Origin of the sequence: Enterobacter sp. WPR_3_1 (assembly GCF_003635055.1) — a bacterium.
In the GTDB taxonomy this organism is placed as follows: domain Bacteria; phylum Pseudomonadota; class Gammaproteobacteria; order Enterobacterales; family Enterobacteriaceae; genus Enterobacter; species Enterobacter ludwigii.
Genome location: NZ_RBXU01000011.1, coordinates 337589 through 361731 on the forward strand (window position 1 = coordinate 337589; position 24143 = coordinate 361731).

Below are 24143 nucleotides of genomic sequence, written 5' to 3' on the forward strand. Positions count from 1 at the left end.
TCTCATCAGGCCGGGTTAGGGATATCAATAAACGTGACATCCAGATCGGTATTTTCGGTCAGCCATTCACTGAGGGCGCGAATTCCGCCACGCTCGGTGGCATGGTGACCTGCCGCGTAAAAATGCAGACCTTGTTCACGCGCCGAATGGACGGTCTGCTCGGACACTTCTCCAGTGATGAAGGCGTCGACACCAAAGCGTGCCGCACTATCAATAAAGCCCTGACCACCACCAGTACACCAGGCAACCCGCTTCACCGTATCCGGACCGGTGTCACCGCACCAGAGCGGACGGCGTCCCAGACGCACTTCAATCCAGGAAGCCAGCTCCAGGCCGGGCACCGGCATGGCCAGCTCTCCCCAGGGCACCAGCGGCTCAATTTCACCCATGACGGTAATCCCCAACAGCTGCGCGAGCTGTACGTTATTGCCCAGCTCCGGGTGCGCATCCAGCGGCAGATGGTAACCGTACAGGTTGATATCATTTGCCAGCAGCGTTTTCAGGCGGTTTCGCTTCATACCGCGAATGATCGGTGCTTCGTTTTTCCAGAAATAACCGTGATGGACAATAACGGCATCCGCTTCCTGACGGACGGCTTCGTCCAGCAGCGCCTGGCTTGCCGTCACGCCAGTGATAATTTTCTGCACCGTTTCGCGTCCTTCAACCTGGAGGCCGTTCGGGCCGTAATCGCTGAAGGAGGCGCTGTTCAGTTTTTCGTTAATCAGGCTTTCCAGTTCGCTGTTTTTCATCATCACTCTCTTAAGCTTTGCGGGCGGCCTCGTACGCCGCCAGCGTGGCGACACGCGCCTGTTTATGGTCAACAATCGGACGGGGATAATCGAGCTTCACACCCTGTTTATCCGCCCATGCCCACGGGTCGTGGATCGCTTTTGCAGGGACACTGCTCAGCGCGGGCAACCAGCGGCGGATAAACTCGCCGTCTGCATCAAATTTTTGTCCCTGCGTGGCAGGATTAAAAATACGGAAATAGGGCGCGGCGTCGGTTCCGGTGGACGCCGCCCACTGCCAGCCGCCGTTATTCGCCGCCAGATCGCCATCGATCAGCTGAGAAATAAAATACCGCTCCCCGACACGCCAGTCGATAAGCAGATCCTTCACCAGGAAGCTGGCGGTAATCATTCGCAGCCGGTTGTGCATCCATCCGGTTTCATTGAGCTGGCGCATCGCGGCATCAACAATCGGGAAGCCCGTTTCGCCTTTCTGCCAGGCCTGTAAGTGGCTCTCGTTGTGTTGCCATTTTACGTTATCAGTCCAGGGTATAAACGGTCGATGCTTACATAAATCAGGGTGATACGTCATCAAATGGCGATAAAATTCGCGCCAGATAAGTTCGTTAAGCCAGACGGAGCCGGGGCCCCCGTCCAGTGCCTGCGGTTGTTCCGCCAGAAGACGATGCAGACACTGGCGCGGAGAGAGCACGCCCAGCGCCAGACAGGCCGATAAACGGCTGGTGCCCTCAGTCGCGGGAAAATCTCTGCGCGCGTCGTAATCGCCAGCCCCCGCTTTACAAAACTGGCGCAGCTTCGCGATAGCGTTTTTTTCGGTAGCCGGGAACAGAGTCTCATCAAACGCCTGTTGCGGATAGTCAAACTCCCGCTGGGGTATCTCCGTTATGGCCTCTCCCCTCACGGTGGGTGCAGCCACGCATTCCGGCAGTGCCTCCTTCAGTCTTTTAATGAAGGCATTTTTAAACGGCGTAAAGACTTTATACATCTCGTGGTTGCCGGTCATGACACTGCCCGGCGGCAGCATGACGCTGTCATCAAAACCCTGACACTCTACACCCTGCAGGATTTTATCCAGCTGACGATCCCGCTGACGTTCATTGAATTCGTACTGATAGTTGTAAAAGAGGTGGGTGACATCGTACTGCTCACAGATTGCCTTCACAGCCTGGCATTGCGCGGAGAAGTCACTGACCTCTTTATAAATGAGCGGGATCCCTTTTTCTGCAAGCGAACACTGCAAACCATTCAGATGTGAGCTGAGGTAAGCCGCCTGGCGTGGTGCCATAGCATGCTGCTGCCACTGCCCGGGGGTGGCGATAAACACCGCCAGCACGCGGGCTTCCGGGGAGCGGCAGGCAGCCGCAAGGGCGAGATTGTCATGTACGCGCAGGTCCGCGCGAAACCAAACCAGATGGGTGGGCATAAAACTCCTGTCAATTATCCATTATGTCCGTAAGGCCATGCCACTAAAGAGAAAATGCGGCTGGCTTTTATCTACTTTGCCATGAAGTGTAGACGCGATGAAATAAAAAAGGCCGCCCGGGGCGGCCTTAACGCTACGTGTCCTGCGCCAGCATGGTAAAAGCAATAAACAGTGTCGGTTCATCACGTCTTACCACGAGTACGCTGGCGATAATGAACGCAATGCAAAAAGAGCGTTTCATCATGCGGTCCCTGCTGCTAACCGCTCCACCGTTCACCACCGGTGATAAGTCGGTGGACACACGCTCTGACGAGAGCCCAAAAACGGCCCAACGGACCGCGGACCCTGAGGAATAAAAAAAACCGCCACATTGCTGTAGGCGGTTTTTTTTATTGCTGTGTGTCGTCTTCGTATCAGTAAAAATCGCAGGTCGCTTTCTCGGCCTGATCCATCCACACCGGCTTCTCGCTGGTTTTGGCCCAGACGCGGTGCAAATAGCTATAAAAACGTGCGCGGTCTTTCCAGAAGAGCATCACCGGCAGGGCCAGCACGCCAGCCACTACGGCGAAAGTGCGACGCATGAAAACGATATGAGCCGGATACGCTTTATAAAGATCCATATTTTCTCCCCTATAGTTGGCCGGAAACATGCTCCGGAAAATTTGAAATCTGTGATCTGGCTAAAATAATACCGCTTTGTTTGTAATTTTACTACTCATCAGACCAGTTATTTTCATCCATTTAGTGAATATTTACATTTCCGCCGTAAGTAAGTTACAAAAAAGTTAACGATTTACTTACCAATAGTTAAATTGTGCCTTTTCCATTTTTATACTTTTTTTACACCCACCCTGCCGATTTTTGCGAAATCTTTGCGCCATAAATCCTACCGTTAACACAAATACAAATGTCACTCGGAGGTGGATTGTGAGTGCAGGTCTGATTACCGGCATCGTGCTGGTGTTCCTGTTATTGGGTTATCTGGTATACGCCCTGATTAATGCGGAGGCCTTCTGATGGCTGCTCAGGCGTTTTTACTTATAGCCAGCTTTTTACTGGTCTTATTGGTGCTTGCCAGACCGCTGGGAACGGGGCTCGCGCGGCTGATCAACAACGTGTCCTTACCGGGTACGGGAAGTATCGAAAAGGGGATCTGGCGCGTACTGGGAATACGCGATCAGGAGATGAACTGGCGTCAGTATCTGGTCGCTATTCTGCTGCTGAATATCGTTGGACTGGTCGCGCTCTTTGTCATGCTGATGTTGCAGGGTAGCCTGCCGCTGAACCCGCAACAGTTACCGGGCCTGTCCTGGCATCTTGCGCTGAATACGGCCGTCAGCTTTGTCACCAATACCAACTGGCAATCCTACGCCGGCGAAACCACGCTGAGCTACTTCAGCCAGATGGTGGGATTAACCGTACAAAATTTCCTCTCAGCAGCCAGCGGCATCGCGGTTGTCTTCGCGCTGACGCGTGCGTTTGCACGTCAGAATATGGGTACGCTGGGCAATGCCTGGGTTGATCTCACGCGCATTACTCTGTGGGTCTTACTTCCGATTGCTCTGCTCATCGCGCTGTTCTTTATTCAGCAAGGTACGCTGCAAAACCTGCTGCCTTATGCCCCTTATACCTCGCTTGAAGGGGCAAAACAGCTTCTGCCGATGGGGCCTGTGGCCTCACAGGAAGCCATTAAGATGCTCGGTACGAATGGTGGCGGTTTCTTCAATGCCAACTCATCGCATCCGTTTGAAAACCCAACGGCACTGACCAACGCTGTGCAAATGCTGGCGATCTTCCTCATCCCCGCAGCGCTGTGCTTTGCTTTTGGCGATGTGGTGAACGATCGTCGTCAGGGTCGCACCCTGCTCTGGACCATGTCGCTCATCTTTGTCGTCTGTGTTGCGCTGGTGATGTGGGCCGAATGGCAAGGTAACCCGCATTTCCTGACGCTGGGCGCTGACGGCACCATGAATATGGAAGGGAAAGAGAGCCGCTTTGGCATTCTCGCCAGCAGCCTTTATGCCGTGGTCACGACGGCGGCATCCTGCGGGGCGGTCAATGCTATGCACGACTCCTTCACGGCACTGGGCGGCATGATCCCGATGTGGCTGATGCAGATTGGTGAAGTGGTGTTCGGCGGCGTAGGCTCGGGTCTTTACGGCATGCTGCTGTTTGTTCTGCTGGCGGTGTTCATTGCGGGTCTGATGATTGGTCGCACCCCGGAATATCTGGGCAAAAAAATCGATGTCCGTGAGATGAAGTTAACCGCGCTGGCGATTCTGGTCACCCCCGCCCTCGTGCTGGCTGGTACCGCACTGGCACTGATGACGGAGGCCGGACGCAGCGGCATCTTCAACCCTGGCATCCACGGCTTTAGCGAAGTGCTTTATGCCGTCTCTTCTGCTTCTAACAATAACGGTAGTGCCTTCGCAGGCTTAAGCGCTAACTCACCGTTCTGGAACTGTCTGCTGGCGTTCTGCATGTTCGTGGGCCGTTTCGGGGTCATTGTGCCGGTGCTGGCGATTGCCGGGTCGCTGGTGAGCAAAAAAATTCAACCGACCACCAGCGGGACGTTGCCGACCCACGGCGCGCTGTTTATCGGACTGCTGGCCGGTACCGTGCTGCTGGTCGGCGCCCTGACCTTTATCCCCGCCCTCGCGTTAGGCCCGGTCGCGGAATACCTCTCTTTACGCTGATTTTGCGGAGAATTTGTCATGAGTCGTAAACAAATGGCCCTGTTCGAACCGTCGTTAGTTCGACAGGCCCTCATGGATGCGGTGAAAAAGTTGAGCCCGCGCGTGCAGTGGCACAACCCGGTGATGTTTATCGTCTGGATAGGGAGTTTACTCACCACCGCGCTGGCGATTGCCATGGGAACGGGTCATCTGCAGGGGAATGCGATGTTCACCGGCGCTATCAGCCTGTGGCTGTGGTTCACCGTACTGTTTGCCAACTTTGCGGAAGCGCTGGCGGAAGGCCGCAGCAAAGCGCAGGCCAATAGCCTCAAAGGGGTGAAAAAGACCGCTTTTGCGCGCAAATTACGCGAACCGAAATACGGTGCCCAGATGGACCATGTCCCGGCAGATGAACTGCGTAAAGGTGACGTGGTGCTGGTCGAAGCCGGGGACATTATCCCCTGCGACGGTGAAGTCATCGAAGGCGGCGCGTCGGTAGATGAAAGTGCCATCACCGGGGAATCCGCTCCCGTCATACGTGAATCCGGGGGTGATTTCGCCTCCGTAACGGGCGGGACACGCATTCTCTCCGACTGGCTGGTGATCCAGTGTAGCGTCAACCCGGGTGAAACCTTCCTTGACCGTATGATTGCCATGGTGGAAGGCGCGCAGCGTCGTAAAACACCAAACGAAATTGCCCTGACCATCCTGCTGGTGGCGCTGACAATTGTCTTTCTGCTGGCAACCGCCACGTTGTGGCCATTCTCCGCTTACGGCGGTACCGCGGTCACCACCACCGTCCTGGTGGCGCTGCTGGTCTGCCTGATCCCGACCACCATCGGGGGGCTGCTGTCGGCCATCGGCGTGGCCGGTATGAGCCGTATGCTGGGCGCGAACGTCATCGCGACCAGCGGACGTGCGGTCGAAGCCGCAGGGGATGTGGACGTTCTGCTGCTGGATAAAACCGGGACAATTACCCTCGGTAACCGCCAGGCGTCAGAGTTCTTACCTGCCCCCGGCGTGGATGAAAAAACGCTGGCGGATGCGGCGCAACTCTCTTCCCTCGCCGATGAAACGCCGGAAGGCCGCAGTATCGTGATCCTCGCCAAGCAGCGCTTTAACCTGCGCCAGCGCGACGTTCAGAGTCTCCATGCGACTTTCGTTCCCTTCACGGCACAAACCCGAATGAGCGGCATCAACATTCAGGACCGCATGATCCGTAAAGGCTCCGTCGACGCAATTCGTCGCCACATTGAAGCCAACAATGGTCATTTCCCACCAGAAGTGGACAACCTGGTCGAGAGCGTGGCACGTCAGGGCGCGACGCCGCTGGTGGTGGCTGAAGGGGCACATGTGCTGGGGGTGATTTCGCTAAAGGATATCGTAAAAGGCGGGATCAAAGAGCGCTTTGCCCAGCTGCGGAAAATGGGGATCAAAACGGTGATGATCACCGGGGACAACCGTCTGACCGCCGCCGCGATTGCTGCCGAAGCGGGCGTGGATGATTTTCTCTCGGAGGCAACGCCTGAAGCCAAGCTGGCGTTAATTCGTCAGTATCAGGCGGAAGGCCGCCTGGTGGCGATGACGGGTGATGGCACCAACGATGCCCCAGCCCTTGCGCAGGCCGACGTGGCGGTGGCCATGAACTCCGGTACCCAGGCGGCGAAAGAGGCGGGCAACATGGTCGACCTCGACTCGAACCCGACCAAGCTGATTGAAATTGTGCACATCGGTAAGCAGATGCTGATGACGCGCGGTTCACTGACAACGTTCAGTATCGCCAACGACGTCGCAAAATACTTTGCCATCATTCCCGCGGCGTTTGCGGCCACCTATCCGCAGCTTAATGCGCTGAACGTGATGCATCTGCACTCGCCGGCATCAGCCATTCTCAGTGCGGTTATTTTTAACGCCCTGATTATTGTCTTCCTGATCCCGCTGGCGCTCAAAGGGGTGAGCTATAAACCGCTGACCGCGGCCGCCATGCTGCGCCGCAACCTGTGGATTTACGGGCTGGGTGGGCTGATTGTCCCCTTCATCGGTATCAAGGTTATCGACCTGCTGTTGACGCTGTTTGGGCTGGTTTAAAAGGTGAATCAAATGACGATGTTACGTCCCGCTATACTTCTGTTTATTCTGCTGTCGCTTATTACCGGCGGGCTTTACCCGCTGGTGACCACCGCGCTGGGCCAGTGGTGGTTTAAGGATCAGGCCAACGGCTCGCTGATCATGCAAAACGGTGAAAACCGCGGTTCGCGTTTGATTGGACAGAATTTTACCGACGCCCGTTACTTCCAGGGACGCCCTTCCGCCACTGCCGAAAGCCCGTATAATCCGATGGCATCCGGTGGCAGTAACCTGGCCGGCAGCAACCCGGAGCTGGATAAAGCCATTGCCGAACGTGTAGCCGCCCTGCGCGCCGCAAATCCACAGGCCAGCCGGGAGGTGCCTGTGGAGCTGGTGACGACCTCTGCGAGCGGGCTGGACTACAGCCTGACGCCGAAGGCTGTGGCATGGCAGATCCCCCGCGTCGCGGCGGCCCGTCAGCTGACGGTGGAACAGGTGAGCAAGCTGGTCGCAGAGCATACGCAAAAACCGCTGGTGAGCTTCATCGGCATGCCCGTGGTGAATATTGTTGAGCTGAATCTGGCGCTGGACGCGCTAAGGAAAAACTAAATGACCGACGAGCCCATGCGCCCGGATCCGGACAGGCTGCTTGAACAGACGGCTGAAGCCCATCGCGGCAAACTGAAAATCTTCTTCGGCGCCTGTGCTGGCGTCGGGAAAACCTTCGCCATGCTGACAGAAGCCCAGCGGCTTCGGGCGCAGGGGCTCGATATTCTTATCGGCGTGGTGGAAACCCACGGCCGGAAAGAGACGGCAGCACTGTTGAAGGGGCTGGCGACACAGCCGCCTCGCCGTATCAGCCATCGTGGGCGTCTGGTCACGGAGTTCGATCTCGACGCCGCCCTCGCCCGCAGGCCCGCGCTTATCCTGATGGACGAACTGGCACACAGTAATGCTTCAGGCTCGCGCCACCCCAAACGCTGGCAGGACGTTGAAGAGCTGCTTGAAGCAGGCATTGATGTTTTCACCACGGTAAATGTTCAGCATCTCGAAAGCCTGAACGACGTGGTCAGCGGCGTGACCGGGATTCAGGTTCGCGAAACCGTACCCGATCCCTTTTTCGACTCTGCGGACGAAGTGGTGCTGGTCGATCTGCCTCCAGACGATCTGCGCCAGCGACTGCATGAAGGAAAAGTCTATATTGCAGGTCAGGCCGAACGCGCCATCGAACATTTCTTTCGCAAAGGCAACCTGATAGCCCTGCGCGAGCTGGCCCTGCGTCGCACGGCGGATCGCGTGGACGATCAGATGCGCGCCTGGCGTGACCTGCAAGGGCAGGAGCGCGTCTGGCATACGCGGGATGCCATTCTGCTGTGTGTGGGTCACGGCAGCGGCAATGAAAAGCTCGTCCGCACCGCAGCGCGCCTGGCGGCCAAGTTTGGCAGCGTCTGGCATGCGGTCTATGTCGAGACGCCGCAGCTTCACGCGCTGCCTGAAAACCAGCGCCGCGCGATCTTAAGTTCGCTGCGTCTGGCACAGGAGCTGGGCGCAGAAACCGCCACCCTCTCCGATCCCCAGGAAGATAAAGCCATTCTGCGCTACGCGCGTGAGCACAACCTCGGGAAAATTGTCATTGGCCGTCGTCAGCATCGTCGCTGGTTTAGCCGCGAATCCTTTGCTGACAAACTGGCCCGGCGTGCCCCCGACCTCGATCTGGTGATTGTCGCACTGGATGACAAACCCACCCCTTTGCCCAACCGCGCACCGGACAGCCGCACTTTTAATGATAAATGGCGAATTCAGATCCGCGGCTGTCTTGTCGCCGTCGTGCTCTGCGCGCTGATCACCGTGATTGCCAGCCACTGGCTGATTGCCTTCGATGCGGCCAATCTGGTGATGATCTACCTGCTCGGCGTGGTCGTGGTGGCGCTCTTTTACGGGCGCTGGCCCTCAGTACTGGCGACGTTCATCAACGTCATCAGCTTCGATCTGTTCTTTATCGCGCCCCGCGGAACGCTCGCCGTTTCGGATGTGCAGTACATTCTCACCTTTGCCGTGATGCTCACCGTTGGGCTGGTGATCGGTAATCTGACGGCGGGCGTACGCTATCAGGCCCGTATCGCCCGCTACCGCGAACAGCGCACACGGCATCTCTATGAGATGTCTAAATCGCTGGCGGTTGGCCGTACACCGCTGGATATTGTGCAGACCAGCGAGCAGTTTATCCGCTCGACCTTTCACGCCAGCAACCTGATTTTACTTCCGGACGAACACGGGAAACTGCGCCCGCTGACCTCGGCCTCAGGTATGACGCCCTGGGATGAAGCCATTGCGCGCTGGAGCTTTGATAAAGGACTCCCTGCGGGTGCAGGGACGGACACCCTGCCCGGCGTACCGTATCAAATTCTGCCGCTGCGCAGTGCCGATAAAAATCAGGGGCTGGTGATCGTTGAACCGTCGAATCTGCGCCAGCTGATGATCCCCGAACAGCAGCGATTGCTGGAGACATTTACCCTGCTGGTGGCAAGCGCGCTGGAACGGCTGGCGCTTACCGCCAGCGAAGAACAGGCCCGTCTGGCAAGCGAGCGCGAGAGCATTCGTAACTCATTGCTGGCCGCCCTCTCCCACGACCTTCGCACCCCACTCACCGTGCTGTTTGGCCAGTCAGAAATTTTGACGCTGGATTTGGCAGCGGAAGGCTCGAAACATGCGTTGCAGGCCAGCGAGATCCGCCAGCATGTGCTGAACACCACACGCCTGGTAAATAATCTGCTTGATATGGCGCGTATTCAGTCGGGCGGATTTAACCTCAAAAAAGAGTGGCTCACGCTCGAAGAGGTGGTGGGTAGCGCTTTGAAAATGCTGGAGCCGGGCCTCGGTGGGCGCCATATTGCGCTGAACATGCCCGAACCGCTGACGTTAATTCACGTTGATGGCCCGCTGTTTGAACGCGTGCTGATCAATCTGCTGGAAAATGCCGGCAAATACGCAGGAGTAAACGCCCGGATTGGGGTGGATGCCACGGTGGAAGATCACACGCTACGGCTTGACGTCTGGGATACCGGGCCGGGTATCCCTGCCGGACAGGAGTTCGCTATTTTCGAGAAATTTGCCCGCGGTAATAAAGAGTCGGCCATTCCCGGCGTGGGTCTGGGTCTGGCGATTTGCCAGGCGATTATTGACGTTCATGGCGGTACCATTTCGGCGGAGAATCGCCCGGAAGGCGGCGCACGTTTTTGTGTTAAACTTCCTCTGGAAGCCCCGCCAGAACTTAATGAATTACCAGAGGATTTGTGATCAACGTTCTGATTGTTGAAGATGAGATCGCCATTAGCCGGTTTCTGCGTGCTGCGCTGGAAGGCGATGGCCTGCGCGTTCATGACGCCGGCACGCTCCAGCGGGGTTTGATTGAAGCGGCCACGCGCAAACCTGATCTGGTGATCCTCGATCTCGGCCTGCCGGATGGCGACGGCATCGATTTTATTCGTGAGGTTCGACAGTGGAGTCAGATGCCCATTCTGGTGCTGTCAGCCCGTACCGAAGAGTCGGATAAAATCGCGGCGCTGGATGCCGGAGCGGATGACTATCTGATTAAGCCTTTTGGTATTGGCGAACTGCAGGCTCGCCTTCGTGTCGCGCTGCGTCGTCACAGCGCCACCACCCCTGCCGACCCAACATACACGTTTGGTGATATTCGGGTTGATCTGGCAGCACGGCGCATTGTTCGCGGTGAAGAGGAAATCCATCTCACCCCCATCGAGTTTCGGCTACTCGCCGTTTTGCTCAATAATCACGGTAAGGTACTCACCCAGCGCCAGCTGTTGAGTCAGGTGTGGGGGCCAAACGCCGTGGAACATAGTCACTATTTACGCATATATATGGGACACCTTCGACAAAAACTGGAAGTTGACCCCGCGCGTCCTCGTCATTTATTAACTGAAACCGGTATCGGTTATCGGTTCATGCTTTGAATAACTATTCAGTTTATTTTTACATAAAAATCCGCCCTCCCATAAAATACGCGAAAAAATAATCTCCGGGTTATTTTTTGGTATGTTTATGTCCATTCAGCACATTCATAATACAATCCGTTAACGCAACATCAACATATCAGCATTTTGATCTGCGATATTCATCAAAAGCGAATATTTATTTCTGATTTGATCGGTTAACGGTGATCTGTTTCACAGTTAATCGCTTTTTCCAGGATAAAATGTCCATGCTTTCAATTACTGAAAGGAAATGAAACATGGAAAACAATAATCGTTTAATGCCCCATATAAGGCGGACAACTCATATCATGATGTTTGCCCACCGAAACTGTTTTGACTTTCATATCTTTAATGCCCGGTAGTCCTTCGACTTCTGGCGCACCCGATTACAGGTTATCCTGAAACACCCTATTTTACAGGCCCTTGCCTGTGAACCCGTGCGCTCATTCATCTTAATTCAGGCTCATCCGCGACCGGGCGGACTGAATTCCATTCAGCAAAAAACGCATTACTGATTTTTTTAATCAGCGGCCTCCTTTTGCTGTTTTCCGGCATATTATCGATTTCTTTTCTGCAAGAAATCGAGGGACTGTTATTACCTAAAATAAAGAGAGAAAGATGAAAAGTTTAAAAATTGCAGCCAGCCGCGCCTGCCCTGATTGCTTTACCACTCACCGTGAACTGGTGGATATCAACGCCACGGATTATATTGATGTTGCCGCCATTGTTCTGGCCGTCAGCGATATTTTCACTGGTCGTATAGAAGAAATAGAAGCAACCGGATTTGGCATTCCTGTTTTTGTCGCGACGCATAAAGAAGAAATTATCCCGGCAGAGTATTTATCGCGGATCCACGGCGTATTCGAAGCATCAGACACCAGCAACGACTTTCACGGACGCCAACTGGAAGCGGCCGCGCAGAAGTATGAAACCCAACTGCGTCCGCCGTTTTTCCGGGCTCTGGTCGACTATGTCAAACAGGGTAACAGCGCCTTCGACTGTCCGGGTCACCAGGGCGGGCAATTCTTCCGCCGTCACCCTGCCGGCAATCAGTTTGTCGATTTCTTTGGCGAAACCCTTTTCCGCTCAGACCTGTGCAACGCCGACGTGGCGATGGGCGATCTGCTGATCCACGAAGGGGCACCCTGCATTGCGCAGCAGCATGCGGCGAAAGTCTTTAATGCCGATAAAACCTACTTCGTGCTGAACGGAACCTCATCGTCCAACAAAGTGGTGCTCAACGCCCTTCTCACTCCGGGCGACCTGGTCCTGTTCGATCGCAACAACCATAAATCCAACCACCACGGAGCACTTCTTCAGGCGGGCGCAACGCCGGTCTATCTGGAAACCGCACGTAACCCGTACGGCTTTATTGGCGGCATCGACGCCCACTGCTTCGAGGAGAATTATCTGCGTGAGCTGGTATCCGAAGTGGCGCCGGGCCGTGCCCGCGACGCGCGTCCGTTCCGCCTGGCGGTGATCCAGCTGGGTACCTACGATGGCACCATCTATAACGCTCGCCAGGTCGTGGATAACATCGGCCATCTGTGCGACTACATCCTGTTTGACTCTGCCTGGGTGGGTTACGAGCAGTTTATTCCGATGATGGCCGATTGCTCTCCGCTGCTGCTGGAGCTGAATGAAAACGATCCGGGGATCCTGGTCACCCAGTCAGTCCATAAACAGCAGGCCGGTTTCTCGCAGACCTCGCAAATCCACAAGAAGGACAGCCACATCAAAGGCCAGCAGCGCTATGTTCCGCATAAGCGGCTGAATAACGCCTTCATGATGCACGCGTCCACCAGCCCGTTCTATCCGCTGTTTGCTGCACTGGATATCAACGCCCGCATGCATGAGGGCCAGAGCGGCCGCAACATGTGGATGGACTGCGTGGTGACCGGTATCGAAGCCCGTAAGCTGATCCTGCAGAACTGCCAGTATCTTCGCCCATTCGTGCCGGAACTGGTTGATGGCCGTCCGTGGGAAAGCTGGGACACCGCTGAGATTGCCACGGACCTGCGCTTCTTCCACTTCGTGCCAGGTGAACACTGGCACGCCTTCGAAGGCTATGCCGAACATCAGTATTTTATCGACCCGTGCAAACTGCTGCTGACCACGCCGGGTATTAACGCCAGGACCGGTGAGTACGAGGATTTCGGCGTCCCCGCCACTATTCTCGCCAACTTCCTGCGTGAAAACGGCATCGTGCCGGAAAAATGCGATCTCAACTCCATCCTGTTCCTGCTCACGCCTGCCGAGGATATGGGCAAACTGCAGCAATTGGTCGCGCAACTGGTGCGCTTCGAAAAACTGCTCGAGACGGATGCCCCCCTCAAAGAGGTACTGCCTTCTGTCTGTAAACAGTATCCGGAGCGCTATGCAGATTACACCCTGCGCCAGATTTGCCAGGAAATGCATGAGCTGTACGCCCGCCACAACGTGAAGCAGCTGCAAAAAGAGATGTTCCGCAAGTCTCACTTCCCGCGCGTCATGATGAACCCGCAAGAGGCGAACTATGCCTACCTGCGGGGTGAGGTCGAGCTGGTCTCGCTGCGCGATGCGGAAGGTCGCATTGCCGCCGAAGGTGCCCTTCCTTATCCACCGGGGGTGTTGTGCGTTGTGCCGGGTGAAGTCTGGGGCGGTTCCGTGCTGCGCTACTTTGCTGCGCTGGAAGAGGGTATCAACCTTTTACCGGGCTTCGCGCCGGAACTGCAGGGCGTTTACGTTGAGGAGTGTGACGGTCGTAAGCAGGTTCGTTGTAACGTCATCAAACACGCTGCCGCTCAGCCATCGCTGCTGAAAGGAGAAAAAATATGAGCAAGTCCAATAAAATGGGCGTGGTGCAGCTGACCATTCTCACCATGGTAAACATGATGGGGTCCGGGATCATCATGCTGCCCACCAAGCTTGCGGAAGTAGGAACCATTTCGATTATCTCCTGGATGGTGACCGCAGTGGGGTCAATGGCACTGGCCTGGGCATTCGCCAAGTGCGGTATGTTCAGCCGCAAGCCCGGCGGGATGGGCGGCTACGCCGAATATGCCTTTGGCAAATCCGGTAACTTCATGGCCAACTACACCTACGGCGTCTCTTTGCTGATCGCTAACGTGGCGATTGCCATTTCCGCCGTGGGTTACGGTACGGAGCTGTTCGGTGTGGCGCTGACCCCGGTGCAAATCGGGCTGGCGACCATCGGCGTGCTGTGGATCTGCACCGTGGCTAACTTTGGCGGCGCGCGTATTACCGGACAGATCAGCAGTATTACCGTCTGGGGGGTCATTATCCCGGTGGTTGGGCTGTGCATCATCGGCTGGTTCTGGTTTAGCCCCACGCTGTACGTCAACTCCTGGAACCCACACCATGTTCCGTTCTTCACCGCAGTGGGCTCTTCCATCGCCATGACGCTGTGGGCCTTCCTGGGGCTGGAATCTGCGTGTGCTAACGCCGAAGTGGTGGAAAACCCGGAGAAGAACGTACCGATTGCCGTGCTTGGCGGTACGCTGGGCGCTGCTGCCATTTACATTGTCTCAACCAACGTGATTGCAGGGATTGTACCGAACATGGATCTTGCCAGTTCCACGGCACCGTTCGGTCTGGCCTTTGCGCAAATGTTTACGCCGGGTGTCGGGAAAGTGATCATGGGGCTGATGGTGATGTCCTGCTGCGGCTCGCTCCTCGGCTGGCAGTTCACCATCGCTCAGGTCTTTAAATCGTCCGCTGACGAAGGGTATTTTCCGAAAATCTTCTCCCGGGTCAGCAAAGCAGAGGCACCGGTTCAGGGCATGCTGGCGATTGTCATCTTCCAGAGTGGGTTATCTTTGATGACCATCAGCCCGTCGCTGAACAGCCAGTTCAACGTGCTGGTCAACCTGGCGGTAGTGACCAATATCATTCCGTATATTCTGTCGATGGCGGCGCTGGTCATCATTCAGAAGGTGGCGAAGGTGGATGCAGGCAAAGCGAGGGTGGCGAATATTGTGGCGCTGATTGGGGCAATTTACAGCTTCTATGCGCTCTACTCTTCCGGCCAGGAAGCCATGTTGTATGGTGCGATGGTGACCTTTATGGGCTGGACGCTGTACGGTCTGGTATCACCGCGGTTTGAATTGAAAAATAAACACAGTTAATGCAAAAGCAAAACGGCAACCCCAGGGTTGCCGTTTTGACTGCATCGTGAGGGCATCAGCCCACCGCGATTTACGCGTTTTTCAGCACTTCGCTGACAATCTCTACCGCTTCTTTCTCAATCAGCTTACGGTGTTCGTCGCCGAGGAAGCTCTCACAATAGATTTTGTATGCATCTTCCGTACCGGATGGACGCGCGGCAAACCAGCCGTTTTCGGTCATCACTTTCAGACCACCGATAGAGGCACCGTTACCCGGGGCCGCCGTCAGACGGGCCGTGATAGGGTCACCGGCCAGCGTGCTGGCACTGACCATCTCCGGAGAGAGTTTAGACAGCGCTGCTTTCTGCGCGGAGGTCGCGCCAGCCTGAATACGGTTATAGCTTGGCGCGCCAAAGCGTGCCGCCAGCTCGTTATAGTGTTCCTGCGGATTTTTACCGGTGACAGCGGTGATTTCCGCTGCCAGCAGGCACATGATGATCCCGTCTTTATCGGTAGACCATGGCGTGCCGTCGAAACGCAGGAAGGATGCGCCCGCGCTCTCTTCACCGCCAAAACCGAAGCTGCCGTCGTGCAGACCGTCAACAAACCATTTGAAGCCTACCGGTACTTCCACCAGCTTACGGCCCAGCGCCTCAACCACGCGGTCAATCATCGCCGAGGAGACCAGCGTTTTACCTACAGCCACCTCTTTGCCCCACTGTGGACGATGCTGGAACAGGTAGTTGATGGCAACCGCAAGATAATGGTTCGGGTTCATCAGCCCTGCCGGGGTGACAATACCGTGGCGGTCATAATCCGGGTCGTTGGCAAACGCCAGGTCGAATTTATCACGCAACGCCAGCAGGCCCGCCATCGCGCACTCGGAAGAGCAGTCCATACGGATTGCGCCGTCTTTATCCAGGTGCATAAAGCGGAAGGTCTGATCAACGTGATCGTTAACGATGGTCAGGTTCAGCTTGTAATGCTCTGCGATGCGTTTCCAGTATTCGATACCGGAGCCGCCGAGAGGGTCAACGCCCAGCTTCAGACCGGCTTTCTGGATGGCCGCCATATCGACGATATCCGCCAGACCTTCCACAAATGGCTGTACCAGATCCTGCTCTTTCACATGGCCGGATGCCATGGCCGCATCCAGAGAGAGGCGTTTCACCCCTTTCAGGCCATCCGCCAGCAGCGCATTGGCACGATCTTCAACCACTTTCGTGACGTTCGTGTCTGCCGGTCCACCGTTAGGCGGGTTGTATTTGATCCCACCGTCTTCCGGCGGGTTGTGTGATGGAGTAATCACAATCCCGTCAGCCAGCGCGCCGCCTTTTTTGTTGTGGACAAGGATCGCGTTAGAGACCGCAGGGGTCGGCGTGAAGCCGTTATTTTCCTGAACAATGACGTCAACGCCATTCGCCGTCAGCACTTCCAGCACGGAAATGAACGCCGGTTCAGACAGAGCATGGGTATCTTTTCCCACATAGCACGGACCGGTAACGCCGTTTTTAGCGCGCTCTTCCGCGATGGCCTGAGCAATAGCCAGAATGTGCGGTTCGTTAAAGCTATGGCGCGCCGCGCTACCGCGGTGGCCAGATGTACCAAACTTCACTGCGTGTTCTGCGTTGCCCACGACCGGTTTCAGCACGTAATACTGCGCGGTCAGCTGAGCGACGTTAATCAAATCGCTTTGTTGTGCAGGTTGGCCTGCACGGCTGTGATTTGCCATTACCGGGTCCTTCTGATGCAAGGGTTAAATTGTACCGCAAACCTTTTCAATCAATTCCGCCGGGAACTGCATGGACTGCATGATGTGTTCAACCATGCTGCACTTGCGGCCCGTATTGGTATTGGTGATGACCCAGTACGGTGTGCCCGGGACATGTTTAGGTTTGGTTTGGTTGCCATTTTGCAGCAGCGTTTGCTCGTCGCCCGCGAAATAGACGCGGGTACGACCGTGCAGCGACTCGGTCGCTTCAGCAAACGCTTTGTTATCCAGTGAATAGAGTGTAGACAGCACCAGCATGAAGCGGTTAACCGCTTTTTTCTGCTCGGCGTACTCATCAGAGAGCAGCAACTCGCGCATCGCACGTACTTTGTCTTTCACTTGCGCGACGGCAGGTTTTGCTTGTGCAACAACGTTTTGTTGAGACACGACATCTTTAGTGACTGGGGTAGCAGGCTGTGAGGCGGCGGAAATTTTAAGCATGCGCCGTAAAATGTCGGACGCACTCTCCCCGATATGCCGCGTCTGGCTGGCAATATACTGATAGAGTTCGTCATCAACTTCGATTGTTTTCATCTTAATCCAGTGCGATATCTTATCTGAATACAAGTCGTTGGGATTATAAAGTTAAATTCCAACAGCGGATAGCGTCAAACCAGGTTGGCGGCAAAAGTCAGATTAAACTGGAACCTTGCAGCCGGGCGGCAGAATGGTCAACATGATACCCTAACCTGACATACGTAAAAAAAGAACTTTGCCATGAAATTGAATACCCGAGCGCAAACTGCACAATCGCCGAACAATAATTCTCCCATCGTACTGGTTCACGGGCTTTTTGGCAGCCTGGATAACCTGGGGGTGCTGGCGCGCGATCTGGTTACCGATCACGATATTTTGCAGGTCGATATGCGAAATCACGGTCTTTCCGGGCGTTCAGAGGAGATGACCTACGCGGCAATGGCCCAGGATCTGCTCGATACGCTTGATGCCAACCATCTTCAGAAGGTGACGCTCATCGGGCATTCTATGGGCGGCAAGGCGGTAATGGCCCTGACGGCGCTGGCACCGGACAGAATCAACGGTCTGGTCGTGATCGACGTTGCCCCGGTGGATTACGACGTGCGCCGTCATGACGACATTTTTGCTGCCATCAATGCGGTGACAGAGGCTGGGGTTTCAACCCGCCAACAGGCCACAGCCGTCATGCGCGAACATCTTAATGAAGAAGGCGTTATTCAGTTTCTTCTGAAGTCGTTTGTCGACGGCCAGTGGCGTTTCAACGTGCCGGTACTCTGGGCGCAGTACAACAACATCGTCGGCTGGGATACGGTGCCCGCCTGGCAACACCCTACCCTCTTTATTCGCGGCGGTAACTCCCCTTATGTCACCGACGCCTACCGCGACACGTTGCTGGCGCAATTCCCGCAGGCCCGTGCCCATGTCATCGCCGGTGCCGGACACTGGGTTCACGCGGAAAAACCTGACGCCGTGTTACGCGCCATCCGACGCTATCTCTCTGATACTGCGAATTGATTAAAAAGAGAGCGACTGGAAGGTTGCGGGCTTCCAGTCGTTGGCGTGCCGTTTTTGGTGATGTATGATGGCGCGCTCATCGCCCGGGCAATAGCAGGGCGGCTTGTTTCCCCCGAAGTCTCAGAATCATGGCCAAAGAACAAACGGACCGTACGACACTAGATCTGTTCGCGAATGAGCGTCGACCGGGACGACCGAAAACGAATCCGCTTTCGCGCGATGAACAGCTGCGTATTAATAAACGCAACCAGCTTAAACGCGATAAAAATCGTGGGCTTAAGCGTGTCGAACTGAAGCTCAATGCCGACGCCGTCGATGCGCTTAACGAACTGGCTGAAGCGCGTAATATCAGCCGTAGCGAGCTCATTGAAGAGATGTTGATCGCCCAGCTTGAGACGTTGCGCCGCCAGGCATAAGTCTGAAAATCCCCTTTCTTACCCTTTTCATGTAGCACAGAGTGCAGTCCTGCGCGATAGCTGTTTCCGCGGGGTTGCCAGTTCTGCTATTATTGCCCTTATCCGTGGACAAATTGCGCCACCATACCATTAAGTTTCAAGAGGTTATTTTACTCATGGCAATCATCGGCATTTTCTTCGGCAGTGATACCGGCAATACCGAAAATATCGCAAAAAACATTCAAAAACAGCTCGGTAAAGACGTTGCCGATGTGCATGACATCGCCAAGAGCAGCAAAGAAGATCTCGAAGGCTATGACATCCTGTTGCTGGGTATCCCAACCTGGTACTACGGTGAAGCCCAGTGTGACTGGGATGATTTCTTCCCGACGCTGGAAGAAGTGGACTTCAACGGCAAGCTGGTCGCCCTGTTTGGCTGCGGCGATCAGGAAGACTACGCTGAGTACTTCTGTGACGCGCTGGGCACTATCCGCGATATCATTGAACCGAATGGTGCAGTTATCGTAGGCCACTGGCCGACTGCAGGTTACCACTTCGAAGCGTCTAAAGGCCTGGCCGATGACGACCACTTCGTGGGTCTGGCGATCGACGAAGACCGTCAGCCAGAACTGACCGCAGAGCGCGTTGAGAAGTGGGTGAAGCAGATCCGCGAAGAACTGCACCTGGACGATATTCTTAACGCCTGATTGTTATTGTGGCGCAACCCCGGTTGCGCCCAGGAACCAGGTCAAACGATTAAATTAATCGCTACAATCTTTTAACTTTTTCGCCCAGACCTGTACAATGTCTCCCAGGTAAAATGGGGTGCCATTGAGTAAGTTTGTCGGTGATACCACGTTTTTATAAGCATACTTTGCCTGAGACTTGCAGTTTTCATTTAGCCATGGCAGTTCTATAATGAGACGCATTATTCCAGGTGCATTTTCTGTCACTTCCTCCAGAAGTGAATCGTTTAGCAACAGGACAGATTCCGCATGACTGACAACAATACCGCATTAAAGAAGGCTGGCCTGAAAGTTACGCTTCCTCGGTTAAAAATCCTTGAAGTGCTTCAGGGTCCAGACAATCACCATGTCAGTGCGGAAGACCTTTACAAGCGTCTTATCGACATGGGTGAAGAGATTGGGCTGGCAACCGTCTATCGCGTGCTGAACCAGTTTGATGACGCGGGCATTGTTACCCGTCATAATTTCGAAGGCGGTAAATCTGTATTCGAACTGACCCAGCAGCAGCACCACGATCACCTGATCTGCCTGGATTGTGGCAAGGTCATTGAATTTAGCGATGATTCCATCGAAGCACGTCAGCGTGAAATCGCTGCTCGTCATGGTATCCGCCTGACCAACCATAGCCTGTATCTGTATGGTCACTGTGCTGAAGGTGATTGCCGCGAAGACGATCACGCACACGACGCCAAATAAGTCGAACTTTCATACTCTGAGCCAGCCGCAAGGTTGGCTTTTTTTTGCCTGTCACCCGGCGAAAAAAAGCCCGGTAAGCACAGCGCCACCGGGCCTTAACACGCTTAATTAATTTCCGTTGTTACTGCGTATTTCCTTCCAGATCTGGTCGCAACGCTTCGCCACTTCCTGATCGTTACCGGTTTTACGCGCCTGAATGCAGGCCTGATAGTCCATCACGCGAACATTTTCCTGCGTCGCAAACTGCTCATGCGCCTTCTCTTTCTTCAGCACATTCAGCACGCTCTGGCAGGCTTCAATTTTCTCCGGTGAGCCTTCAGCGGTGTTAATGCAGGCGCTGTAAGCCTCCTTCAGGCGAGAATCTTCTTTCGGCGCCGGGTCCTGGGCGCAAGCCACCAGCCCCGAGGCCAGCAACGCGACGATTACCATTTTTTTCATCATGTGCAGTCTCCATTCCGGCGGGACGGAACCCGCCGGAGCGTTCATCAGAAGATAGTGAATGGTGCGATAACCATGAATTTCACGTCACGTTCATCCTGGAAGATGTTGCCGTAACCGCCCGCGTAGCTTGGAATATCAGAGTGGTTGTCATACTGCGTGAAGTGCAGCTTGAACATCGTGCCTTTCGCACGTCCATCCTGCACGGTATAGATGGCATCCAGGCTGTAAGAGGACTCTTTCAGACGGTAGTTCGGATCGTAGTATGCATCCGGTGTGGCCATGTCGCCCGGTTTGGCATCCCAGGCATACGCATAGGAGGCGCCCACCGCCCAGCCCGGCAGGTTCCAGTTTTTCAGGTCATACATTGCGCCGAAGAAGACCGCTTTTTCGCCGTCGGCGTTGAAGTCAGAGCGGTTATCCCACCAGATATCCAGACGACCGTTGGAAGATGCGTAAGTCGGGGTCATACGCTGCAGGAAGTAGCCCTGCTGCCCTTCCGCCTTCACCCATGTTCCTTCCAGACGCAAATCCACCTGCCCCACTTTGTAGCCAAAGGTCAGCGCCTGCAGCCAGGCCGTGCCGTCATAAATATCGTTGACGCCACCATCGCTGACTTTGTCTCGCGTGCCATAGAACTGGTAACTGGTACTCAACGGACTCCCTGCGATATCAAACTTGTAGCTGGCTTTGGCAAAATACTGATCGATATAACCTTCAGCCTGACCAAAGGCGGCTTCTAACACGAGGTCGTTTTTAAAATCGTACTTCGCACCCAGCGAGTGGAGGTAATCCACTTTGGTCTTTTTATCGTTCTGGTAAAACTTATCCATTTCGATATGCCACGGGGCTTTGTATTCGTTGGTCCACATATAGGAGAAACTCAACGCACCCGCATCACCGTAGTCAAAGTTAGCGCCAGCTTCAGCGCCCTGGTAAGTACCAGGCATAAAACTCCAGTGTGGCGCTAACAGGGTTTGGCCAGTTGGCTGAATATATCCGCCGCGCGCCCAGACTGGACCATATTTGAATTTTGCAGCGGCTTTATACAGGCTGATACCGCTTTTATCGCCGGACCAGTCTTCTTTATAGGCCTTATTGCTGGACGAGAAGGCAATTTCGTTCGGGTGTCCGCTGTCGCCATTTTCCGCCATTTCGATTGCAGTGAATGCGGCAATATCCAGGCCGAACATATCGGCGGCATAGCCTGACTGGAAGTCGAGGTTGGCGTTCCAGGTAGAGTGAGAAAGGTTGGTTTTGTATTTGTCTTCGGTAACGTCTTTACGGTCACGTTCACGCTGCCAGTAATAAATACCGCCCGTGAGGGTAGAATCTTCGATGAAACCTGCTGCCTTAGCCTCTGGCGCAATCACCAGGCCTGACATTGCTGTCACACCGGCGATAGCCAGCGCCAGCGCACTACGTTTGCCACTGAACGTACGCATAGATTATTCCTCTTTGACGAATTAAAACGCCTGAACGGCGAAAAATATAAAAGACCAAAAGGTCAGGGGTAGTCAGAAATACCCTCGAATTAACTACCGCCTTTAGGTTATTTTTCGCGACGCGAATTATCAATGCTTTTCCGTGGGCAAAAGTCAGGATTATGACGAAGTGCACATAATTCGTAGTGCTTTGTAACATTTAGCGGGAGACGAGATTTGGCGGGGCAAGTCATTAAATTTAAGCCAGTAATTGTGTAAATTACTGGTTATTTTCAGGCCTTCACTATTTTCAGAAATATACAAACTTTTTTTAGAAAAATAAGTAGCACCACATTGACCTGAATATTGCGCAGACATTATTTTTGCTCGCGCTTAACGATATGATCATTCAATAAAAAAACGCCGCATTACGCGGCGTTTGTCTCTCATTGACCAGAGCAGCGTTATTATTCGCCGACTTTAGTCCAGGTATCACGCAGGCCAACGGTACGGTTAAACACCGGTTTTTCCGAGGTACTGTGACGGCTGTCGAGGCAGAAGTAGCCTTCACGTTCGAACTGGAACGCTTTGCCCGCTTCAGCGGCTTTCAGAGACGGCTCAGCATACCCCTGCTTGATGACCAGAGATTCCGGGTTGATTGTCGCCAGGAAGTCTTCTGCTGCACCTGGGTTAGGCACGCTGAACAGACGATCGTACAGCCGAATTTCAACCGGCAGCGCATGTGTTGCACTTACCCAGTGGATCACGCCTTTCACTTTGCGGCCATCTGCCGGATCTTTGCTCAGGGTTTCAGCGTCGTAAGAGCAGAAGATGGTGGTGATATTCCCTTCCGCATCTTTCTCAACACGCTCAGCTTTGATCACGTATGCGTTACGCAGACGCACCTCTTTACCCAGCACCAGACGCTTGTACTGCTTGTTCGCTTCTTCGCGGAAGTCAGCACGATCGATCCAGATTTCACCGCTGAACGGCACGTCACGGGTGCCCATCTCCGGCTTGTTCGGATGGTTAGGCATGGAGACCATTTCGCTCGCGCCCTGCGGGTAGTTTTCGATAACCAGTTTTACCGGATCGATGACGGCCATTGCGCGCGGCGCGTTGTCGTTCAGATCTTCACGGATGCAGGATTCCAGAGAGGCGATCTCAATGGTGTTATCCTGCTTGGTCACGCCGATGCGCTTACAGAACTCGCGAATAGACGCGGCAGTATAACCACGGCGACGCAGACCCGAGATGGTTGGCATACGCGGATCGTCCCAGCCCTCAACGTGCTTGTCGGTCACCAGCAGGTTCAGCTTACGCTTGGACATCACCGTGTATTCCAGATTCAGACGAGAGAATTCGTACTGACGCGGATGCACCGGGATCGTGATGTTATCCAGAACCCAGTCGTACAGACGGCGGTTGTCCTGGAACTCCAGCGTACACAGGGAGTGCGTAATGCCTTCCAGCGCATCGCTGATGCAGTGGGTGAAGTCGTACATCGGGTAGATGCACCACTTGTTACCGGTCTGATGGTGTTCAGCGAACTTGATACGGTACAGAACCGGATCGCGCATCACGATGAACGGTGATGCCATGTCGATTTTGGCACGCAGGCAGGCTTTACCTTCCTCGAAGCCACCCGCACGCATTTTTTCAAACAGCGCCAGATTCTCTTCAACGCTGCGATCGCGGAATGGGCTGTTTTTACCCGGCGCGGTCAGCGTGCCGCGGTATTCGCGGATCTCTTCAGCAGACAGCTCGTCGACATACGCCAGACCTTTATTGATAAGCTCGACCGCATAGGCATACAGCTGATCAAAATAGTCAGAGGAGTAGCAGATATCGCCAGACCAGTTGAAGCCCAGCCATTGCACGTCATTCTTAATAGACTCAACGTATTCGATGTCTTCTTTTACTGGGTTGGTGTCATCGAAACGCAGGTTGCACTGTCCCTGGTAGTCTTGCGCGATGCCAAAGTTCAGGCAGATCGATTTTGCATGACCAATATGCAGGTAGCCGTTTGGCTCCGGCGGGAAACGGGTATGAACTGTGGTGTGCTTACCACTGGCCAGATCTTCATCGATGATCTGACGAATAAAGTTACTCGGGCGGGCTTCAGCCTCACTCATCGTGGATTCCTCAAAGCGTAAACAACGTATAACGG

General features: G+C 54.6%; 21 protein-coding genes. 13 read left to right on the forward strand and 8 right to left on the reverse strand.

The genetic code is table 11. The annotated features are described in order from the left end of the window. Positions 1-5: 5 nt before the first annotated feature. The 3 genes from BJ887_RS15680 to BJ887_RS15690 form a co-directional block, all read right to left on the reverse strand. The gene (locus BJ887_RS15680) at positions 6-749 is read right to left on the reverse strand and encodes a type 2 GTP cyclohydrolase I (protein WP_073395765.1); all 744 of its coding nucleotides are present in this window, start codon (positions 747-749) and stop codon (positions 6-8) included. Between the two features lie 10 nt (positions 750-759). Beyond that, the gene (gene phrB / locus BJ887_RS15685; protein WP_121340090.1) at positions 760-2172 is read right to left on the reverse strand and encodes a deoxyribodipyrimidine photo-lyase; all 1413 of its coding nucleotides are present in this window, start codon (positions 2170-2172) and stop codon (positions 760-762) included. 413 nt (positions 2173-2585) lie between these two features. After that, the gene (locus tag BJ887_RS15690; RefSeq protein WP_014883027.1) at positions 2586-2792 is read right to left on the reverse strand and encodes a YbfA family protein; all 207 of its coding nucleotides are present in this window, start codon (positions 2790-2792) and stop codon (positions 2586-2588) included. Between the two features lie 307 nt (positions 2793-3099). Here BJ887_RS15690 and kdpF point away from each other — a divergent pair, with 307 nt between their 5' ends. From kdpF to potE, 9 genes are all read left to right on the forward strand, one after another. Then, a complete protein-coding gene (gene kdpF, locus BJ887_RS15695; protein ID WP_015386886.1) occupies positions 3100-3189 on the forward strand; it encodes a K(+)-transporting ATPase subunit F in 90 nt (29 codons plus the stop codon). Next, on the forward strand, positions 3189-4868 hold the full coding sequence (gene kdpA / locus BJ887_RS15700) for a potassium-transporting ATPase subunit KdpA (protein ID WP_020884973.1): 1680 nt from the start codon (positions 3189-3191) through the stop codon (positions 4866-4868). Before kdpF ends, kdpA begins: the two co-directional genes overlap by 1 nt. An 18-nt stretch (positions 4869-4886) precedes the next feature. After that, positions 4887-6935 (forward strand): potassium-transporting ATPase subunit KdpB, encoded by a 2049-nt coding sequence (kdpB, locus tag BJ887_RS15705; RefSeq protein WP_121340091.1) that lies wholly within the window; start codon positions 4887-4889, stop codon positions 6933-6935. Between the two features lie 12 nt (positions 6936-6947). Then, the gene (gene kdpC, locus BJ887_RS15710) at positions 6948-7523 is read left to right on the forward strand and encodes a potassium-transporting ATPase subunit KdpC (protein WP_047743909.1); all 576 of its coding nucleotides are present in this window, start codon (positions 6948-6950) and stop codon (positions 7521-7523) included. Next, entirely contained in the window at positions 7524-10211 is a 2688-nt protein-coding gene (kdpD, locus tag BJ887_RS15715; protein WP_121340092.1) for a two-component system sensor histidine kinase KdpD, read from the forward strand. Further along, positions 10208-10885, forward strand: a complete 678-nt coding sequence (kdpE, locus tag BJ887_RS15720; protein ID WP_014169154.1) for a two-component system response regulator KdpE — start codon at positions 10208-10210, stop codon at positions 10883-10885. The genes kdpD and kdpE overlap by 4 nt, the downstream gene beginning before the upstream one ends. A gap of 278 nt (positions 10886-11163) precedes the next feature. Beyond that, positions 11164-11268 (forward strand): leader peptide SpeFL, encoded by a 105-nt coding sequence (gene speFL / locus BJ887_RS15725; RefSeq protein WP_106503839.1) that lies wholly within the window; start codon positions 11164-11166, stop codon positions 11266-11268. A 256-nt stretch (positions 11269-11524) separates the two neighbouring features. Beyond that, positions 11525-13723, forward strand: coding sequence for an ornithine decarboxylase SpeF (gene speF, locus BJ887_RS15730; RefSeq protein WP_044866355.1), 2199 nt, complete (start codon positions 11525-11527; stop codon positions 13721-13723). Further along, the gene (gene potE, locus BJ887_RS15735) at positions 13720-15033 is read left to right on the forward strand and encodes a putrescine-ornithine antiporter (protein ID WP_014169152.1); all 1314 of its coding nucleotides are present in this window, start codon (positions 13720-13722) and stop codon (positions 15031-15033) included. Before speF ends, potE begins: the two co-directional genes overlap by 4 nt. Positions 15034-15103: 70 nt before the next feature. Here potE and pgm read toward each other — a convergent pair whose 3' ends face one another. Together pgm and seqA are read right to left on the reverse strand one after the other, a co-directional pair. Then, positions 15104-16744 carry a phosphoglucomutase (alpha-D-glucose-1,6-bisphosphate-dependent) gene (gene pgm / locus BJ887_RS15740; protein ID WP_020884976.1) on the reverse strand — a complete coding sequence of 547 codons (1641 nt, stop codon included), beginning with the start codon at positions 16742-16744 and terminating at the stop codon, positions 15104-15106. Positions 16745-16768: 24 nt separating this feature from the next. Further along, positions 16769-17317 (reverse strand): replication initiation negative regulator SeqA, encoded by a 549-nt coding sequence (seqA, locus tag BJ887_RS15745; RefSeq protein ID WP_020884977.1) that lies wholly within the window; start codon positions 17315-17317, stop codon positions 16769-16771. A gap of 183 nt (positions 17318-17500) precedes the next feature. On the opposite strand from seqA, the gene ybfF reads away from it, so the two are divergent. From ybfF to fur, 4 genes are all read left to right on the forward strand, one after another. Then, positions 17501-18274 (forward strand): esterase, encoded by a 774-nt coding sequence (gene ybfF / locus BJ887_RS15750; RefSeq protein WP_014169149.1) that lies wholly within the window; start codon positions 17501-17503, stop codon positions 18272-18274. Positions 18275-18402: 128 nt separating this feature from the next. Then, positions 18403-18690, forward strand: a complete 288-nt coding sequence (gene ybfE, locus BJ887_RS15755; protein ID WP_014169148.1) for a LexA regulated protein — start codon at positions 18403-18405, stop codon at positions 18688-18690. A 155-nt stretch (positions 18691-18845) separates the two neighbouring features. Further along, positions 18846-19376, forward strand: coding sequence for a flavodoxin FldA (gene fldA / locus BJ887_RS15760; RefSeq protein WP_008501067.1), 531 nt, complete (start codon positions 18846-18848; stop codon positions 19374-19376). A 288-nt stretch (positions 19377-19664) separates the two neighbouring features. Continuing rightward, positions 19665-20111, forward strand: coding sequence for a ferric iron uptake transcriptional regulator (gene fur, locus BJ887_RS15765; RefSeq protein ID WP_014169146.1), 447 nt, complete (start codon positions 19665-19667; stop codon positions 20109-20111). Between the two features lie 108 nt (positions 20112-20219). Here fur and chiQ read toward each other — a convergent pair whose 3' ends face one another. From chiQ to glnS, 3 genes are all read right to left on the reverse strand, one after another. Next, the gene (chiQ, locus tag BJ887_RS15770) at positions 20220-20549 is read right to left on the reverse strand and encodes a ChiQ/YbfN family lipoprotein (RefSeq protein WP_025204664.1); all 330 of its coding nucleotides are present in this window, start codon (positions 20547-20549) and stop codon (positions 20220-20222) included. A 47-nt stretch (positions 20550-20596) separates the two neighbouring features. Beyond that, the gene (gene chiP / locus BJ887_RS15775; protein ID WP_020884980.1) at positions 20597-21994 is read right to left on the reverse strand and encodes a chitoporin; all 1398 of its coding nucleotides are present in this window, start codon (positions 21992-21994) and stop codon (positions 20597-20599) included. Between the two features lie 446 nt (positions 21995-22440). Beyond that, entirely contained in the window at positions 22441-24108 is a 1668-nt protein-coding gene (gene glnS, locus BJ887_RS15780; protein ID WP_025204665.1) for a glutamine--tRNA ligase, read from the reverse strand. Positions 24109-24143 lie beyond the last annotated feature (35 nt).

Excerpts from the sequence above, each read along its gene's own strand:
- ybfF (WP_014169149.1), top strand. The coding sequence starts at position 17,501 with ATGAAATTGAATACCCGAGCGCAAACTGCACAATCGCCGAACAATAAT.
- seqA (WP_020884977.1), bottom strand. The coding sequence starts at position 17,317 with ATGAAAACAATCGAAGTTGATGACGAACTCTATCAGTATATTGCCAGC.
- phrB (WP_121340090.1), bottom strand. The coding sequence starts at position 2,172 with ATGCCCACCCATCTGGTTTGGTTTCGCGCGGACCTGCGCGTACATGAC.
- glnS (WP_025204665.1), bottom strand. The coding sequence starts at position 24,108 with ATGAGTGAGGCTGAAGCCCGCCCGAGTAACTTTATTCGTCAGATCATC.
- kdpB (WP_121340091.1), top strand. The coding sequence starts at position 4,887 with ATGAGTCGTAAACAAATGGCCCTGTTCGAACCGTCGTTAGTTCGACAG.
- chiQ (WP_025204664.1), bottom strand. The coding sequence starts at position 20,549 with ATGAAAAAAATGGTAATCGTCGCGTTGCTGGCCTCGGGGCTGGTGGCT.
- potE (WP_014169152.1), top strand. The coding sequence starts at position 13,720 with ATGAGCAAGTCCAATAAAATGGGCGTGGTGCAGCTGACCATTCTCACC.
- kdpA (WP_020884973.1), top strand. The coding sequence starts at position 3,189 with ATGGCTGCTCAGGCGTTTTTACTTATAGCCAGCTTTTTACTGGTCTTA.
- ybfE (WP_014169148.1), top strand. The coding sequence starts at position 18,403 with ATGGCCAAAGAACAAACGGACCGTACGACACTAGATCTGTTCGCGAAT.
- fur (WP_014169146.1), top strand. The coding sequence starts at position 19,665 with ATGACTGACAACAATACCGCATTAAAGAAGGCTGGCCTGAAAGTTACG.
- BJ887_RS15680 (WP_073395765.1), bottom strand. The coding sequence starts at position 749 with ATGAAAAACAGCGAACTGGAAAGCCTGATTAACGAAAAACTGAACAGC.
- kdpD (WP_121340092.1), top strand. The coding sequence starts at position 7,524 with ATGACCGACGAGCCCATGCGCCCGGATCCGGACAGGCTGCTTGAACAG.
- kdpC (WP_047743909.1), top strand. The coding sequence starts at position 6,948 with ATGACGATGTTACGTCCCGCTATACTTCTGTTTATTCTGCTGTCGCTT.
- speF (WP_044866355.1), top strand. The coding sequence starts at position 11,525 with ATGAAAAGTTTAAAAATTGCAGCCAGCCGCGCCTGCCCTGATTGCTTT.
- chiP (WP_020884980.1), bottom strand. The coding sequence starts at position 21,994 with ATGCGTACGTTCAGTGGCAAACGTAGTGCGCTGGCGCTGGCTATCGCC.
- BJ887_RS15690 (WP_014883027.1), bottom strand. The coding sequence starts at position 2,792 with ATGGATCTTTATAAAGCGTATCCGGCTCATATCGTTTTCATGCGTCGC.
- fldA (WP_008501067.1), top strand. The coding sequence starts at position 18,846 with ATGGCAATCATCGGCATTTTCTTCGGCAGTGATACCGGCAATACCGAA.
- speFL (WP_106503839.1), top strand. The coding sequence starts at position 11,164 with ATGGAAAACAATAATCGTTTAATGCCCCATATAAGGCGGACAACTCAT.
- pgm (WP_020884976.1), bottom strand. The coding sequence starts at position 16,744 with ATGGCAAATCACAGCCGTGCAGGCCAACCTGCACAACAAAGCGATTTG.